Source organism: Mycolicibacterium helvum, assembly GCF_010731895.1.
Classification (GTDB): domain Bacteria; phylum Actinomycetota; class Actinomycetes; order Mycobacteriales; family Mycobacteriaceae; genus Mycobacterium; species Mycobacterium helvum.
In genome coordinates this window covers 4,408,189-4,423,254 of record NZ_AP022596.1, presented here as the reverse complement: position 1 = coordinate 4,423,254, position 15,066 = coordinate 4,408,189, and the positions used below count along the sequence as shown (strand labels likewise).

Sequence of the window (15,066 nt, the reverse complement as noted above, 5' to 3'; positions counted from 1 at the left end):
GAAAGCCGCGCGGGTTCAGCCCGGCGGCGTGAAGGTTGCGCTCCGCGGCCGCAGCGCCCGGGTGAAGAACACGTTGACCCGCCGCATCGCCACGCTATAGGGCCACCACGCCAGCCGCTTGAATGCGTAGAGCGCGCGGATATCTGGCGAGGTGTAGATCAGGAAGCGGTTCTTGGTGATCCCGGCCAAGATGTTGTCGGCGACCTTCTCCGGCGTCACGGCGTGACCGCTGAAAAGCCGGACCCACCGCTGCACCTTCGGGTGGTCCCGGTCCACACCGACGATCTGCACGGTGCGTACCAGGGGTGTGTCGACCGCGCCGGGCACCACGAGGGAGACACCAATGTCGTGACGGGCGAGATCGAAGCGCAGAACTTCCGAAAGTCCGCGTAGCCCATACTTACTCGCACTGTAGGCGGCATGCCACGGCAAGGCGACCAGACCAGCGGCCGAGGACACGTTGACCAGCTGACCACCCCGCCCCGCGGCGACCATCGGCGGCAGGAAGGTCTCGATGACGTGGATCGGGCCCATCAGGTTGACGTCGATCATCGACCGCCAGTGCCGGTGGGTGAGTTGTTCGACGGTGCCCCAGGCCGAGATACCGGCGATGTTCATCACGATGTCCATCGCCGGGTGGTGAGTGTGGATGTCGGCGGCGAATCCGGCGACCGCGTCGTAATCGGCGATATCGAGGGCACGATGCGCGGGCACCAAGGCACCCAGCGCACGGGCATCGTCCACGGTCTGTTCGAGTCCGTCGGCGTTGAGGTCGGTCAGATACAGTTCGGCGCCCTCTCGAGCCAGCCGAAGCGCGGTGGACCGGCCGATACCGCTGGCCGCGCCGGTGATGAGCACCCTTTTACCCGCGAAGCCGTCAGCCATGGGCTAGTCGCCGACCTGTCCGCCCCAGAGCGCATGCAGCCAGAGGCTCTCGAGAACCTGGACCGAGCGGTCCACGTTCTTCTCGGGCCCGACGAAGGCGGACTCGCCGGACAGCGTGAACGCCGTCGTCGCCACCAGGGTGCGGACCAGGCCGCGGATATCGTCGGTGATCGGGTCGGCAGTGTGGTTGTAGATCTCGGCCTCGACGATCGGCACGATCTGATCAATCACCGCATCGTTGTAGCCGTCCAGGATCTCCCGGATCTCGGCGTCGGTTTGGCGGGCGGCGTTACACGCCGACATCACCGGGTCGTTGTGCGCGTAGACCGCGGCGGCGCTGCGGACCATCCGCTTGGCGAAGGCCGTCGGCGTCTCATCGGCGCCGCGCGGCGCGAACTGGTGAGTGAGTTCCTCGAGTTCGTGCGCGGCCTCGCCGACGATATGGGCCAACACGGCGTACTTGGAGTCGAAGTAGAAATAGAAGCCGGACCGGGCGACACCGGCCCGGTCACTGATAGTGCTGACCGATAACTCGGCGAACGGCTTCTCTTCGAGCAATTCGCGCACGGCCGCGACGATGGCATGCCGCTGCTTGTCGCCGCGGCGACGGGGCACCTCGACGGGCTCATGCTGCGCGGTCACCCGTTCACCTTGCACCACGCCGGCGCGCAAATGAAACTTGACAGGCGTCAAGAACGGTGGCCAGGATGGAGCAACCCTGTCGTACCGCGCCATGAATATGCCCATGCCCAGTTCCCGAGGAGCGTCGATGGCCACCATCAGTACCCCGCACTACCTGCTAGATCAGGCCCGTCGTCGGTTCACGCCGACGCTGAACACCATCCCCGGGATGGGCGCGGTCGAGAAACGGCTGCGCGAGCGCGACTGGCCGCAGTTCGCGCTGGCCGAGCCGCCCGCGGGCAGTGGCCTCAAGACAGTCATGGGCGATTCGGGCCTGCCTCTGCTCGGCCACATGGTCGAGACGTTCCGCGGCGGTCCCGACTTCCTGCTGGAGGTCTACCGCAAGCACGGCCCGATCCACTACGCGTACTCCCCGGCCCTGCCCGCGGTGACGGCGTTGGGCCCGGACGCCACCCAGGCGGTGTTCTCCAACAAGAACAAGGACTTCTCGCAGAAGGGCTGGCACCCGGTCATCGGACCGTTCTTCAACCGGGGACTGATGTTGCTCGATTTCGACGAGCACATGTACCACCGCCGCATCATGCAGGAGGCGTTCACCCGCACCCGGCTGTCCGGCTACGTCGAGCACATTGACCGGGTCGCCTCACAGGTCATCGCCGACGACTGGGTGACCAACGATCCGCGTTTCCTGTTCCATCCGGCGGTCAAGGAGCTCACCCTCGACATCGCCTCGGTGGTGTTCATGGGCCACGAACCCGGATCGGACCACGACCTGGTGACCAAGGTGAATCAGGCGTTCACCACGACCACCCGCGCCGGTGGGGCGATCATCCGTACCGGCGTTCCGCCGTTCAAGTGGTGGCGGGGCCTGCAGGCCCGCAAGGTGCTGGAGGACTACTTCACTGAGCGACTCAAGGAGCGCCGCAGAGCCGAGGGCACCGACATGCTGACGGTGTTGTGCCACACCTCCGACGACGAGGGCAATACGTTCACCGACGACGACATCGTCAACCACATGATCTTCCTGATGATGGCGGCCCACGACACCTCGACGTCGACACTGACCACGATGGCCAATCAGCTCGCCGCAAACCCCGAGTGGCAGGAGCGTTGCCGCGACGAGTCGGACCGGCTCGGCGACGGACCGCTCGACATCGAAGCCCTGGAGAAGCTGGAAACGCTCGACCTGGTGATCAACGAGTCGCTGCGCATGGTCACCCCGCTGCCGTTCAACGTGCGCCAGGCGGTGCGCGACACCGAGTTGCTGGGCTACTTCATCCCGGCCGGCACCAACGTCAACGTCTGGCCCGGCCTCAACCACCGGCTGCCCGAGCTGTGGACCGATCCGGAGAAGTTCGACCCGAGTCGCTTCGCCGAACCGCGCTCGGAACACAAGCGGCATCGTTACGCGTTCGCCCCGTTCGGCGGCGGAGCGCACAAGTGCATCGGGATGGTTTTCGGACAGCTGGAAATCAAGACGGTCATGCACCGATTGCTGCGCAGGTACCGGCTGGAGCTGCCGCATCCGGGTTACCAACCGCACTATGACTATGCGGGCATGCCGGTGCCGATGGACGGCATGCCGATCGTGTTGCGGCCCCTGTACTGACGCCGAGGTCGACGAGAGGCGCGCGAAACGTGAGTTTGGGCGGGAATCTCAGTCGGCGAGTAGGCGGTTGGCGCAGGCGATGACGGCGCGCAGCGCCGACTGGGTGGGGTCTTCCGACCAGCCCATCGCCCACTCCCTGCGTTGACCGTCGCTGCCCTGCACGAACGTCGCGGTGTGCACACCGGAGGGCAGCTGGTGAAAGTGCGTCATCTCCACACCGATCCCCCGCTCGTAGAGCATCGCGGTGAGCGCCGCGACCGGACCGCTGGCGTGGGCGGTCGCCGTCTCGATGCGGTCACCGACGGCCAGAGTCGCACGGAACCGGCGGGGTTGCGGGCCCAGCCGGGACACGTCATCGCATTCCCAGGCGCCCAGACGAACCGGGCCGCCGCTCGGGCTGTAGGTGGCAGTGAACGCACTCCACGGCATGGTTTGAGCATGTTCGCGCAGCCCGATCGGCAATGGCGCGCAGAAGTGCGGAGAAAGTTCAGAAATGGGGGTGCTGTGCGGAGTCATGAATCGGTCTTCTCGTCGAGCGGAGGCTGACCGACGTCGTAGTTTCGACCCACAGCGGGGGGTCGGTCTGGATCAGACCCCGCTGCGGGTAGCTACTACGACAAGCGCACGATGCACGTTGGCGATGGTAGACCTCGCCGCGCGGCGGGTGCAACCGAGTTTCCCGGGGCCCTTCATCGAATCTTCATCGAAGCACTAGAGAAGCCCTATGAGCGGCGAGAACCCTCGAGAGTGACGGAGCGCGAGGAGGCGGTCCGCGCCAAGCTCGAGGAAGGACGCATCGACGATGCACACCCGGCACATAGCCGTTGTTGCGACGGCACTAGCGGCGGTGATCACACTGGGCGCTTGTGAGGGCGGGACGAAACCCGCGGCCGGTGGCAGCGCCACCGCGGCGACGAGCACCACCGCACCGGCACCGGCCAATCAGGCGCACAACAACGTCGACGTCATGTTCACCCAGCACATGATCCCCCACCATCAGCAGGCCATCGAGATGAGCGACGTCATCCTGGGCAAGACGGGCATCGACCCACGGGTGATCGACCTGGCCAACCGGATCAAAGCAGCACAGACTCCAGAGATCCAGCAGATGCAGGGCTGGCTCGCGCAATGGGGCGTGCCGGCGATGCCGATGATGCCTGGCGACATGGGTGACATGCCCGGGCACGGCGGTACGTCCGGAATGCCCGGCATGCCTGGTACGTCCGGAATGCCCGGGATGCCAGGGATGCCCGGAATGGGATCGGGCATGGGCATGATGTCGGACGGCGATATGGATGCCCTGCGCAACGCCCAGGGGGCTGCGGCCAGCAAGTTGTTCCTCACCCAGATGATCGCGCACCATCAGGGCGCGATCACGATGTCGCAGCGGGAGATCGGCGCGGGCCAGTCCGCGGCGGTCATCGCGCTGGCGACGTCGATCACGAGCAGTCAGCAGAAGGAGATTGACGAGATGAACGCGCTTCTTCCTACGTTGTGAGATCCGCCGTGGGCAATTCGATCGTGAACACGGTTCCGGCGCCGGGGCCGTCGCTGCGCGCAGAGATCCGGCCGCCGTGCGCCTCGACGATCGCCTTGGCGATCGCCAGGCCGATACCGCTGCCCCCGCCGGATCGGCTGCGGGCGGGGTCAACCCGGTAGAACCGCTCGAACAGGCGCGGAAGATGTTCTTCCCCAACACCTTCCCCGGTATCGGTGACAGTGAGAACCGGCCCGCCGCCGCTCGTCGTCACCGATACCTCGACGCGCCCGCCGGCCGGAGTGTGGTGCAGGGCGTTATCGAGCAGGTTCCCCAGCACCTGGCCGAGGCGTTGCGGGTCAACCCACAGGGAGCGCGCAGCCGGATCGACGTCCGATCGCAGTCCGATGTCGGCCGCACCAGCACGGTCGGCAACGGCGGCGACCGCCGCGGCCACCAGCGCGTCGGCGTCGACCCATTCCCGCGAAATGACCTGTCCCTCTTCGGCCTGGGCGAGTGCGCCCACGTCCTCCGAAAGCCGCACCAGCCGCCTACCCTGGTCACGCATCACCGAAACAGATTCGCTGTCAAGACTTTTCACACCGTCTTCGATCGCCTCCAGATAGGCTTCGATCACCGCGACCGGTGTGCGTATTTCGTGCGCGAGATCGCCGAGCAATCGTCTGCGGGTCGTCTCGACGTCTTCCAGTCGCGTCGCCATCGCATTGAAAGCACTGGCCAGGGCATCGAAGTCAGCGCCCAGCCGCGGCGGCGTCACCCGGGCGTCGAACCTGCCGTCGGCTATGCGGGCGGCGGCGGCCGACACCTCCGCGAGCGAGTGCTGCAAGCGGCGGCTGACGTACCACGTCACGACCAGCGCGGTGAGCGCGGCTGCAGCGACGGCAACACCAACCGAGATAGCGGTCGCGTAGGTGTACGCCTGCTCGGCGTGGAACTGTTCGTGGGAGTTCGCCGCGATACCGGCGCGGCGCAGGTGCTCGCGAAACAGCGGCGGCCCGACCACCATTGCCACCACCGCGGTGGTGAGCGCCCCGGCGACCAGCACCAGCGCCTGCGCCAGCAGGAGCCGGGTACCCAGTCCGGGTGAACGGCTCACCGCCCGCTGCCCATCCGGTAGCCGACCCCCCGCACCGTCAACACGTAGCGCGGATCACCGGGGTCGTCGCCGAGCTTGCGCCGAAGGTGACCGATGTGGACGTCGATGAGGTGCTCGTTGCCGAACCAGGCGTCACCCCACACCGCCTCGAGCAGCTGGCGTCTGGTGAACACGAAGCCAGGGCGCGCCGAGAGGGCAGCAAGGAGATCGAATTCGGTGCGAGTGAGATTGATCTGTCCCCCACCGACCGACACTTCCCTGGCGGAGGTGTCGATGCCCAGATCACCGAAGACCCGGGGCGGAGGTTCGGTGGCCGCGGTCAGTCGGGTGGCGACGCGGGGGCGGCGCAGCATCGCATGGATGCGGGCGACCAGCTCGCGCGGACTGAAGGGTTTGGTCATGTAGTCGTCGGCGCCGACGGACAACCCGACGATGGTGTCGACCTCGGTGTCGCGCGCGGTGAGCATCACCACGTAGGCGTCGGAGAACGTGCGCAGTTGCCGGCAGACCTCCAGCCCGTCGATCCCCGGCAGGCTCAGATCGAGGACGACGACGTCGGGATCGCTTTCGCGGGCGATCCGCAACGCTTCGGTCCCGTCGGTGGCCGAGGCCACCTCGAAGTGTTCACGCTCCAGGTAACCAGCGACCACATCGGCCAGTGAGACCTCGTCATCGACGACCAGCGCGCGGTACCCCGGCGCGGCGGCCGGATCAGGCACTGAGCGAGTCGATCGCCGACTGCAGCCTGGCCGTCACCTCGTCGGCCACCGGTTGCAGCTCAGCCTGACCGGTGACGCCCACCAGCAGTTGCGGGTTCATCGCCTCGACGTGGACGGTGTCAGCCTGGTCGGGGTCGCTGCGCACGACCACATTGCACGGCAGCAGCAATCCGATCTGGCGGTCGATCATCACGGCACGCTGAGCCAGCGGCGGGTTACAAGCACCCAGGATCAGGTAGTCACCAAGGGCTTCGCCGGCGGCGGCACCCAGCTTGGCGGCCATCGTCGCCTTCATGTCAATCTCGGTCAGTACCCCGAAACCTTGATCAGCCAGCGCCTCGCGGGTCCGCGAGACAACATCGCCGAAACCGCCACGCACTGTCGTCGATAGCGCGATATCCATGCCCATCACTGTCCTTCGCTAAGCGAGCGCCAGGAAGAGTTTCTCCAGCTCGGCTTCGGTCATCGGAGCCTCACCGTTGGCCGAGGCACCGACGACGCATTCACGCAGCCCGGTCGCCACGATCTTGAAGCCGGCTCGGTCCAGCGCTCTCGACACCGCGGCGAGCTGGGTCACCACGTCCTTGCACTCGCGGCCCTGTTCGATCATCGAAATCACGCCGGCCAGCTGGCCCTGCGCGCGGCGCAGTCGGTTGAGCACCGCGGCGATGGCGTCTTCATCACCAACCATGGTGAACCCTCCTCAGGTGGATTTGTACAGCTTACCCTAGGGGGTATAACTGCAGGGGCCGACGTTTCATGCCCTATCGTCCTCCCAGAGATTTCAACGCAGAGGAGTTGACATGTGCTATCCGGTTGAGTGCCCGCGCTGCCACAAGACCACCTGGGAAGGATGTGGCGAGCACGTCGACCAGGTGATGCGCGAGGTGCCACCAGCCCAGCAGTGCACCTGCGAGCGGGCCGATCAGCCGCATCGCTGACGCGGTCACCCGAAGGGGTTGTCCCCCGTCGTCACGCGCACACCCAGGCCGATCAGCCTGCTCGCCGAATCATGCAGGCGTTCACCGGCTTCGCGATGCGCCTGTCCGGCCAGGTACCTCGAGTACGTGCCCTCGATGACGATTGCGAGCTTGAAACACGCCATCGCGACATACCAATCCAGGTTGCCGGTGGGCCTGCCGCCGGCATCGGCGTATGCGGCGATCAGCTCGGAGCGGCTCGGCAGACCACCGAGTGCGGCCAGTTCCCGGCCGGCGTTGATCGGGTCGGGATCGTCGGGCCAGCACACCAGGATCCAGCCCAGATCCAGCAGCGGATCCCCGATGGTGCACATCTCCCAGTCGACGAAGGCCGCGACCTCAGGCACATCGCGGCGCAGCAGGACGTTGTTGAGGTGCGCGTCGCCGTGCATGATGCCGGGCTCGCCGTCGGGTGGCCGATGGCCGTCGAGCCAGTCCGCGAGCCGGCCGACATCGAGTATCTCCGGCCGGTAGCTGGTGTGTCGATAACTTTCGAGCAACGCAAGGAAGTTCGGAACCTGGCGCGACAGAAAGGATCCCGGGCGGTGCAGCTGCTGCAGTGGGCGGCCCTGCCACTGCGCTGCGCTCAGACGTGCCAAGTCGGCCGCGTAGTTCAGGCCCACCTGATGGCGCATCTGCGGATCGGCCACATAGGCCGGCGGCACCTCGGTCACTGGATTGAAGCCGTCGACGTCCTCCATGAGATAGAAGACGACGCCGAGTACGTCGAGATCGTCACAGCCGGCGACGAATTCAGGGTGGGGCACCGCGCTGCCGGCCAACGTCTGCAGTACCGCGATCTCACGCTGCATCGTGCGGTTGCTGTTGGGCCGAGGATGCGGCGGCGGCCGGCGCAGTACCACCGGGCGGCCATCGACCCGCAGTCGCACGACCACATTCTGGGTACCGCCAGACAGCGGCTCGATATCGCTTACCGCCGAACCGATTCCGCGTTCGCGGATCCACGCGCCCAGCGCCGCCACCGCGGCGTCGTCGAGCGTCCCGGGGACCTCGGCCATCCGATCGTCGACGTTGGTCAACGGTCAGCCGATCCGATGACGTCGATCGCCCCGAATCGCACCGCGACCATGCAGACGTCGTCGTCGCGAGGCGGTGGCGCCAGGGTCTGCGTCAGTTGCCGGCAGGCCGCCGGAAGGGACTCGTCACCACTCCACTGGGCCACGAGCTGCTGCACGCGCGCCATCCCCGATTCGATGTCCTGGCCGCGCCGCTCGATGAGCCCGTCGGTGTACATGACGAGAATGTCGCCTTCACCGATCTCGACGCGGCCCGCGCTGTAGGAGGCGCGTTCGACCGGGCCCAGCACCGGGCCGTGCGCACCGGCCAGGCGGATGACCGTCCCGGTCCCCGCCCGCCGCAGCACCGGCGGCGGGTGACCGGCCGAGGCGTAGGACAGGGTCGCCGTCGCCGGATCCAGCACTGCCACCCCCATCGTCGCGAACTTCCCGTTACTGGCCTGCCGAGTGAACGTATTGAGGGCGGCGAGCAGCTGCGCCGGCGCCAGACCCTGGAATGCCAGCGCCCGCCCGGCGCTGCGCAGCTGCGCCATGTCCTCCACTGCGGGAAGTCCGTGACCCACCACATCGCCGACGGCCAGATACGTCCGCCCGTGCGGCAATTCGAGTGCGTCGTACCAGTCACCACCGAGCCCCTGCACCACATCCGCGGGTTCGTAGCTCACCCCGACGTCCACGCCGGCAATCACGGCCGGACTGGTCGGCAGCACCGCCGCCTGCAGCACCGCCGCGCGGGCGTGTTCGTCGGCGTACACCCGCGCGCGTACCAGTGCCTGGCCGATCATGGTGGCGACTGCCGAGGTGTAGGCGAGCTGCGCGGTGTCCAGCGGCTGCGGGTCAGCCCAGGCCAACACCAGCGCCCCAATCGCCTTGCCGCCCACCGTCAACGGCCAGCTCGCCACCGCCGAGCCGCCGCTGGCAACCATCCACTTGGCATTGTCGGGGTAGCGTCGGCGATACTCGGCGATTGTGCGGATCACCACGGGCTTGCCGGTCCGGACCGTCTCGGTGGCCGCAGTGGAGGCCTCTAACGCCACACCGTCGGCGAACTGATTGGCGACGGATTCGGGATACCCGCCCATTGCCACCCACTCGAGCGCGGTGCCCTCGTCATTGACCAGTCCCACCGCGAGTCCTTGCGCACCTGCGTCGTTGATCACCTGCCCAAGGACAGCGTCACCGATCTGATTCTGCGTGAACGCTCCCGACAGCAACTGGCCGAGGTTGGCAAGCGTCTCCAGGCGGGCCCGCTCGCGCCGTTCGGCCTGACGTTGCTGGACGGCGGTGACCCGCCCGGCAGCTTCCTGTGCGGTCAGCATCGCGACCAGCACGACGACGGCGATGAACGCCTGGGCGATAGCCAACTGGCCCGGCGCACGCAGATCCAGACTCTCGAAGGTCGTATATCCGGCATTGGCCATGGCATTGGCGGTGAAGGCCAGCACGCCGCCGCAGAGCGCCGCTCCGATCATGTCGAGCCGCAGAGCCGCCCACGCCATCACGGGCAGCAGGAACAGCGCCGGCGGGATCTCGAGGCGAAACGACACCACCGTCAGGCCCGCCATGGCCCCCAGGACCAGGAACGTCTCCAGCATTCGGGCACGCAGCAGGTGGGATTGGAAGCGCCACAGCAGAATCGGGGCACCGATCAGCAGGACACCGACTCCGTCGCCGGCCCACCAGTGCAGCACCACGATCGGCGACAAGACATAATTGCTGATCGCGGTGGCCACCCCACCGATGACGCCGCCGGCCAGTGGGCCGAGAACCACCGCGCCGGCCACGAACCGGGCCAGGTCGGCTCGCTCACGTAGGTCTGGCGGCCCCTTGCACCAGGTGCGCACCAGCAACGCCCCGACCAGCGGTTCCACCGAGTTGGCCAGCGCAAATCCGGCTGACGTCCCCAGCGCCGCCCCGTAGCGGAGGTCGACGGCCAGTTCGGCCACCACGATCGCAGCGACGATCACCGGCCACAGCGCCCGCCGGTTCAGCAGCATGGCCGCCACGGTCACCCCGGCCGGCGGGAAGAACGCCGGCCCGATCCCGGCGCCGAACGTCTGCCACGACAACACGGAACCGGCGAGGTAGGGCAAGGCCACCCAGCCGAACAAGCCCGCCGCGTATCCAATTCGATCGCGCGGGCTCGACTCGTTCATGAGGGCCGTCCACGTGATCGGTGGATGAACCGGACCGCGCGCACGTGACGAGCGTAGTCATCCGCCGGTCAACCGGACGGCCTTCTCAGTGATCGGAGCTCAGTGATCGCGGGCAAACTCGCCGCGGTCGCGTCGGCGTCGGTCGAAGAAGTCGACTGCGTCGGCGATCGACTCGTGGACGTCTCGCGGCTGCCAGCCCAGTTCGCGGATCGCCTTGCCGTGATCCATTGGCGCCATGATGTCCATCAGTCGCACCGTGGTCGGGTTCAGCGGCAGGTCGCGGCGGGTCACTGCGGCGGCGATACCGCCCAGCACCCCGATACCTTTCATCACTGGCTTGGGGATGCCCCAACGGGGCGCCGGCCGGCCGGCGGCGCGTGCCGCGGTCTCGTAGAGCTCACGGTAGGGCAGGTAACGCTCGGAAATGATGTAGCGCTCCCCGACCCGGCCGTGGTCGGCGGCCAGCACCAGCGCCTGGGCAGCGTCCTCGATACCCACCACCTCGGTGGCCATCCCGCCCATATAGAACGGCAGCTTGCCGGCCGCGGCGGCGGCGACCAGGGAGCCGTGCGGGGTCGGTTGCCAGTCGCGCGCCCCGTAGGTGTTGGCTACGCACAGCGCGACCGTCGGCAGCCCCTTTTCCCGGCTGTAGTCCAGCACCAGCTTCTCGGCAGCGACCCGCGAGCTGATGTAGCCACCGGCCTTGCTCCCCCAGTTGAACGGGGTGTCCTCGTCGACGACTCCGCCGGTACCGAGTCCGATGGTTCCGATGGTGCTGGTGAAGACGAACCGGCGCAGATCGGCGTTCACCGCGGCGTCGAGGACGTGGCGCAGCCCGTCGACGTTGGTGCGGTAGAGCGGTGCCGGGTCGCGCAGATGGGCGCGGGTGTCGACGACGCAGTAGAAGACGACGTCGCAGCCGTCCATCGCCGCCTTCAGGGCCTCGTCATCGAAGATGTCGCCGTAGAGCCGCCGCACCGACAGGTCGTCGATCCCTCGGGTGGAGCTGCTCGGGCGCAGCATGACCCGTACGGTGTCACCGCGCTCGACCAGCTGCCGTGTCACATGCGAGCCGAGGAATCCGCTCGCGCCCAGAACCAGCTTGTCGGTGCCTGCCACGCTCCGCAGCATGCCGGATGGCGAGCCGAGAAGACAAGATCGCCGAAGTGTTCACAGCTGTTTTTCGGGGAGCGTCATTACGATCAACCCCGAAGTGGAAAATCCGGAGGTCAAGGCATTTCTATGGACGCGACAAGAGGGCTCGATGCCGTCGCAGATCGGAGCTGGGTCTCGACACTCCTGGGCGGGCTCGGCATCGTGGCCCTCGGCATTCTGGTCGCGGCCGTCGTCAGCGTGTCCCACGAGTCGTCCCGCCCCGTCGGGCAGGCTCGCCTACCGGCGGCCGCCACGACGTCGAACGTGTCGATCGCGCCGGTGAACCACACCCCACCCACCGCGTCGCCATCGGCGCAGCCGCCCACTTCATGGAGCGTGACGGCCGTCGCCTCCACGCTCGCGCCGCCACCCACCGCTCCGCCCGCTGCACCGAAGCGCGAACCCAGTGTGCGGCAACGACTTCACGACATGTTTCCGCACCTGATCCCGGGTCACTGACGAAGTCCATCAATCCTCAGATGTTCGCAAAGCTGCGACCCAAGCGACGCTTGACCTCGCGCACGTGGAGCGGGTTCCGCGTTTTGAAGAGCCCGCCAACATGGTCAACTTCGGCTACGCCCACCTCTACATGCCGTGGGAGGTCTGAGAGGTTAAGCCCAGGCGGGTGCTGGGGTACGAGCCCTCGCTGTTGCACGAAGCCCGCCAAATCCGTGCCCGGCGCCTTGAGGTGGTGCAGTGCACGCCGCCTGGCTTTGAGCTCGGATCCAATGGGGAGAACGTCCGTAGGCTCGTCGAGCAGCTCGCCCAGGTTCAGCGTATGCCGCCGCCGGCCGACCAGACGCCGGACCCGGATTACGAGGCTGCCATGACGTTCCTCGTAGACCAGCGTGGACGCGCTAGTTGGCTGCACGACGCGCGAGTATCGTTGGCGCACACCCATTTAGACTGCCTGATAACGGGCTCCGCCACCGGTCCGATCAGTCGCGGGACACGTCAGATCCCGGCAGAAATGCCCGCGCACACCCTTATCGAGGCAGCGGTTTCCGGCCTATCAATACCTGAAGCGGTGACCCGGAAGTGGGCTCTGCCTTAGGGCCGGGGGTGCGCAGTCCTGCACTACCAATGAATAATCGGCGTCGGGGACACAGGGTCCGTCGAATTGGCGTTCCGAGAATGCGGAGTTTCACCTGTCGCCGCTCGCAGGGGGAACGCGCCTGACGTCCTCGTCGGCTATATCGATGATTTCCTTGTTCTGCCGTGGCACGGCCAGTGAGCACGTCCCGCACTCCACTTACACGACGAGGACCCGGTGACACCACTTCGCAGGACGATCGACGTCGCGTCCTTCACTCCGCGCGTCGACGACGCGGTCCTAACAGATCTGCACGCACGTTTGGCGTGCACCCGCTTACTCGAGCCGAGCCCCGGCCTGCCGTGGCAGCAGGGCACCGACCGTGATTATCTGGCCGGCCTGCTGCGGTATTGGCGCGACGAGTACGACTGCTCCACCCAGGCGAGTTGGCTGAACGGATTTGACCACTTCCTCGCCGACATCGATGGAGACACCATCCACTTCGTGCACCAGAAGGCCAGCAGCGGCCACGGCATCCCCCTGGTCCTGACCCACGGCTGGCCCAGTACCTTCGCCAAATATCTAGGTTTCGCACCGCTTTTGACCGACCCGCACCTTTACGGTGTTCCTGGACTGGGGTTCGACGTGGTGATCCCCCTCGCTGCCCGGCTACGCCTACTCCCCAGCCAGCCGGCGAGGGAGTGAACTACCGCTATGTCGCGCGCCGCTGGCACAGACACCCCAGAGCACGGGTTGAGCCGGGCGATGACAGATGATTACCGCGCAGCCATCCCCACGGCCGGGGACGGGTAGGGGACGCCGCCGTGTGTCTGCGGCGTGCGATAGGTTCGAATTGCGACGAGCCGGCCGGGTAGAAGCGGCATACGGTCTCCCTTAGACATGCCACCCCAAATGCTTAGACATGCCACCCCAAATGCCGAACACCTCGTTGAACGCCACGGCATGGGTCTGGCATTCGACGATGACGCGGCATCTAGCGCAGATCTTTTGGGCTGCCTGCTGACGCTGCTGGCGCGCTTTCCTTCGTTCTCCGTCGGGGTGAAAAAATAAAATAGGGATGGATCCTCGTCTCGGCAGCCCGCGTCCAACCGCCATTCCCATGCGTCAACGCCAACAGGGAAACCAGCTGAGCGACCCTGGTCTGGCATCTAAAGACCGCTGCCGGTGCTCTTGGGCTGCGCTGACGCAGGTCGTCGCGCTTGGCCAGACGTTTCCCACAGTGGGGAGTAAACCTCCGACAAACAGAGAATGTGTTTCGCGCGGGCCAAGTTCGGCGTTTCATACCCATCGACGATGTTCTCACCGCGTGGTCCCAGACGCTGCACCGTATCGGCGGCCCAAGCCACCTCCTCAACTTTGGGACTGAGGGCAGAGTTGATCTTATCGAGCTGCCAGGCGGCCAGGGTGAGTTTTCCGGTCATGCCCATCGTTTTCGTGACCGATAATGCCGCAGACAACTCCGATTCCCTCGCCAGGGAAGGGCCGTCGATCGGCCCGGCGATGCAAGCCGCTCGGCTCGCCACGACGAGGCGCGCCCGCGCATAGCTCAGTGCGGCGGGCGTGTCTGCTGCCGCAGTATCTCGTCGGAAGTCCCCCGAGCCAAAAGCAATTCGGGCGGTCGCCTTCGCGCAGGCGACCTCGAAGGCGTTCTCGATTCCGAGTGCGGTCTCGACAAGCGCGATGATGGGTACTCCGGGGACCGCTTCGGCGGTTCTGTCAACGTGGTCGGCGAATTCTGCCTTCGCTAGCATGATTCCGCGCAGTGCAGGTACGTCGCGGAGCACCGCTAAATCCGCGTCCCAGTCCTCGGTGGTGGCCGGGTTGATGCGCACCCATACCTTATGGCCCGCACGCAATAACGCTGCTACCGCGGTGCGAGCGTCGGCTCTCGCAGCATCGGTGACGCCGTCTTCGAGGTCGAGGACCACCGCGTCGGCTGGTGACTGGAAAGCGTCGCCAAATTTGTGCGGTTGTGACGCTGCGACCAGGAGCCACGATCGGCAGTACTGATAGGGCAATACGCGTGGCAGTGCTGAGTGCAGCAGCGACATTTACGTCGTCCGTTCGTGTTGCTTTGTTGGCGTGTCGGGGTCAGGTGGCATCGTCGTACTCAAGCTGTGTGGCGTCGGCGCCTTGCTCGACGACTTTCGGCGCCACGTGAGCAAGACCGCCTGCTCGCGGTGCGGCCGAAGGGACAGCGCTGGTCAGGATACGCCCGGCCGGTGGGGGTTTCGT

The 15,066-nt window shown here is 66.5% G+C and carries 17 protein-coding genes; 5 read left to right on the top strand and 12 right to left on the bottom strand.

The window, feature by feature from the left end; all coding sequences use genetic code 11:
- Positions 1–15: 15 nt before the first annotated feature.
- Positions 16–885 carry an SDR family oxidoreductase gene (locus tag G6N38_RS20760; RefSeq protein ID WP_163749911.1) on the bottom strand — a complete coding sequence of 290 codons (870 nt, stop codon included), beginning with the start codon at positions 883–885 and terminating at the stop codon, positions 16–18.
- 3 nt (positions 886–888) lie between these two features.
- Positions 889–1,527, bottom strand: coding sequence for a TetR/AcrR family transcriptional regulator (locus tag G6N38_RS20755; protein WP_246227358.1), 639 nt, complete (start codon positions 1,525–1,527; stop codon positions 889–891).
- 127 nt (positions 1,528–1,654) lie between these two features.
- Between G6N38_RS20755 and G6N38_RS20750 the strand changes: the two genes are divergently transcribed.
- The gene (locus G6N38_RS20750) at positions 1,655–3,136 is read left to right on the top strand and encodes a cytochrome P450 (RefSeq protein WP_163749910.1); all 1,482 of its coding nucleotides are present in this window, start codon (positions 1,655–1,657) and stop codon (positions 3,134–3,136) included.
- 48 nt (positions 3,137–3,184) lie between these two features.
- On the opposite strand, the gene G6N38_RS20745 is transcribed toward G6N38_RS20750, so the two are convergent.
- Positions 3,185–3,652 (bottom strand): homocitrate synthase, encoded by a 468-nt coding sequence (locus G6N38_RS20745; RefSeq protein ID WP_163749909.1) that lies wholly within the window; start codon positions 3,650–3,652, stop codon positions 3,185–3,187.
- 286 nt (positions 3,653–3,938) lie between these two features.
- Between G6N38_RS20745 and G6N38_RS20740 the strand changes: the two genes are divergently transcribed.
- Entirely contained in the window at positions 3,939–4,634 is a 696-nt protein-coding gene (locus G6N38_RS20740; RefSeq protein ID WP_163749908.1) for a DUF305 domain-containing protein, read from the top strand.
- Here G6N38_RS20740 and G6N38_RS20735 read toward each other — a convergent pair.
- From G6N38_RS20735 to G6N38_RS20720, 4 genes are read right to left on the bottom strand one after another with little or no spacing between them, the layout of a single operon-like run.
- On the bottom strand, positions 4,624–5,730 hold the full coding sequence (locus G6N38_RS20735) for a sensor histidine kinase (protein WP_246227357.1): 1,107 nt from the start codon (positions 5,728–5,730) through the stop codon (positions 4,624–4,626). The two genes, G6N38_RS20740 and G6N38_RS20735, sit on opposite strands and share 11 nt — an antisense overlap.
- Positions 5,727–6,449, bottom strand: coding sequence for a response regulator (locus G6N38_RS20730; protein WP_163749907.1), 723 nt, complete (start codon positions 6,447–6,449; stop codon positions 5,727–5,729). The genes G6N38_RS20735 and G6N38_RS20730 overlap by 4 nt, the downstream gene beginning before the upstream one ends.
- On the bottom strand, positions 6,442–6,852 hold the full coding sequence (locus G6N38_RS20725; protein WP_163749906.1) for a DUF302 domain-containing protein: 411 nt from the start codon (positions 6,850–6,852) through the stop codon (positions 6,442–6,444). The genes G6N38_RS20730 and G6N38_RS20725 overlap by 8 nt, the downstream gene beginning before the upstream one ends.
- A gap of 18 nt (positions 6,853–6,870) precedes the next feature.
- Positions 6,871–7,140, bottom strand: a complete 270-nt coding sequence (locus tag G6N38_RS20720; protein WP_163749905.1) for a metal-sensitive transcriptional regulator — start codon at positions 7,138–7,140, stop codon at positions 6,871–6,873.
- A gap of 112 nt (positions 7,141–7,252) precedes the next feature.
- Between G6N38_RS20720 and G6N38_RS30280 the strand changes: the two genes are divergently transcribed.
- A complete protein-coding gene (locus G6N38_RS30280; RefSeq protein WP_170314174.1) occupies positions 7,253–7,390 on the top strand; it encodes a DUF8730 family Cys-rich protein in 138 nt (45 codons plus the stop codon).
- Between the two features lie 5 nt (positions 7,391–7,395).
- Here the strand turns inward: G6N38_RS30280 and G6N38_RS20715 are convergent, their stop codons facing one another.
- The 3 genes from G6N38_RS20715 to G6N38_RS20705 form a co-directional block, all read right to left on the bottom strand.
- Positions 7,396–8,448, bottom strand: coding sequence for a phosphotransferase family protein (locus G6N38_RS20715; protein WP_163752167.1), 1,053 nt, complete (start codon positions 8,446–8,448; stop codon positions 7,396–7,398).
- Between the two features lie 17 nt (positions 8,449–8,465).
- Complete coding sequence (locus G6N38_RS20710; protein ID WP_163749904.1) at positions 8,466–10,622, bottom strand: SpoIIE family protein phosphatase; 2,157 nt, start codon at positions 10,620–10,622, stop codon at positions 8,466–8,468.
- Positions 10,623–10,721: 99 nt separating this feature from the next.
- Complete coding sequence (locus G6N38_RS20705; RefSeq protein ID WP_179968421.1) at positions 10,722–11,741, bottom strand: NAD-dependent epimerase/dehydratase family protein; 1,020 nt, start codon at positions 11,739–11,741, stop codon at positions 10,722–10,724.
- A 123-nt stretch (positions 11,742–11,864) separates the two neighbouring features.
- Between G6N38_RS20705 and G6N38_RS20700 the strand changes: the two genes are divergently transcribed.
- On the top strand, positions 11,865–12,236 hold the full coding sequence (locus tag G6N38_RS20700; protein ID WP_163749902.1) for a hypothetical protein: 372 nt from the start codon (positions 11,865–11,867) through the stop codon (positions 12,234–12,236).
- A gap of 811 nt (positions 12,237–13,047) precedes the next feature.
- Positions 13,048–13,515 (top strand): epoxide hydrolase N-terminal domain-containing protein, encoded by a 468-nt coding sequence (locus G6N38_RS20695; RefSeq protein ID WP_163749901.1) that lies wholly within the window; start codon positions 13,048–13,050, stop codon positions 13,513–13,515.
- Between the two features lie 189 nt (positions 13,516–13,704).
- Here G6N38_RS20695 and G6N38_RS20690 read toward each other — a convergent pair whose 3' ends face one another.
- Positions 13,705–13,926, bottom strand: a complete 222-nt coding sequence (locus tag G6N38_RS20690) for a WhiB family transcriptional regulator (RefSeq protein WP_246228062.1) — start codon at positions 13,924–13,926, stop codon at positions 13,705–13,707.
- 53 nt (positions 13,927–13,979) lie between these two features.
- Positions 13,980–14,882, bottom strand: a complete 903-nt coding sequence (locus G6N38_RS20685) for an HpcH/HpaI aldolase/citrate lyase family protein (RefSeq protein WP_163749900.1) — start codon at positions 14,880–14,882, stop codon at positions 13,980–13,982.
- Positions 14,883–15,066 lie beyond the last annotated feature (184 nt).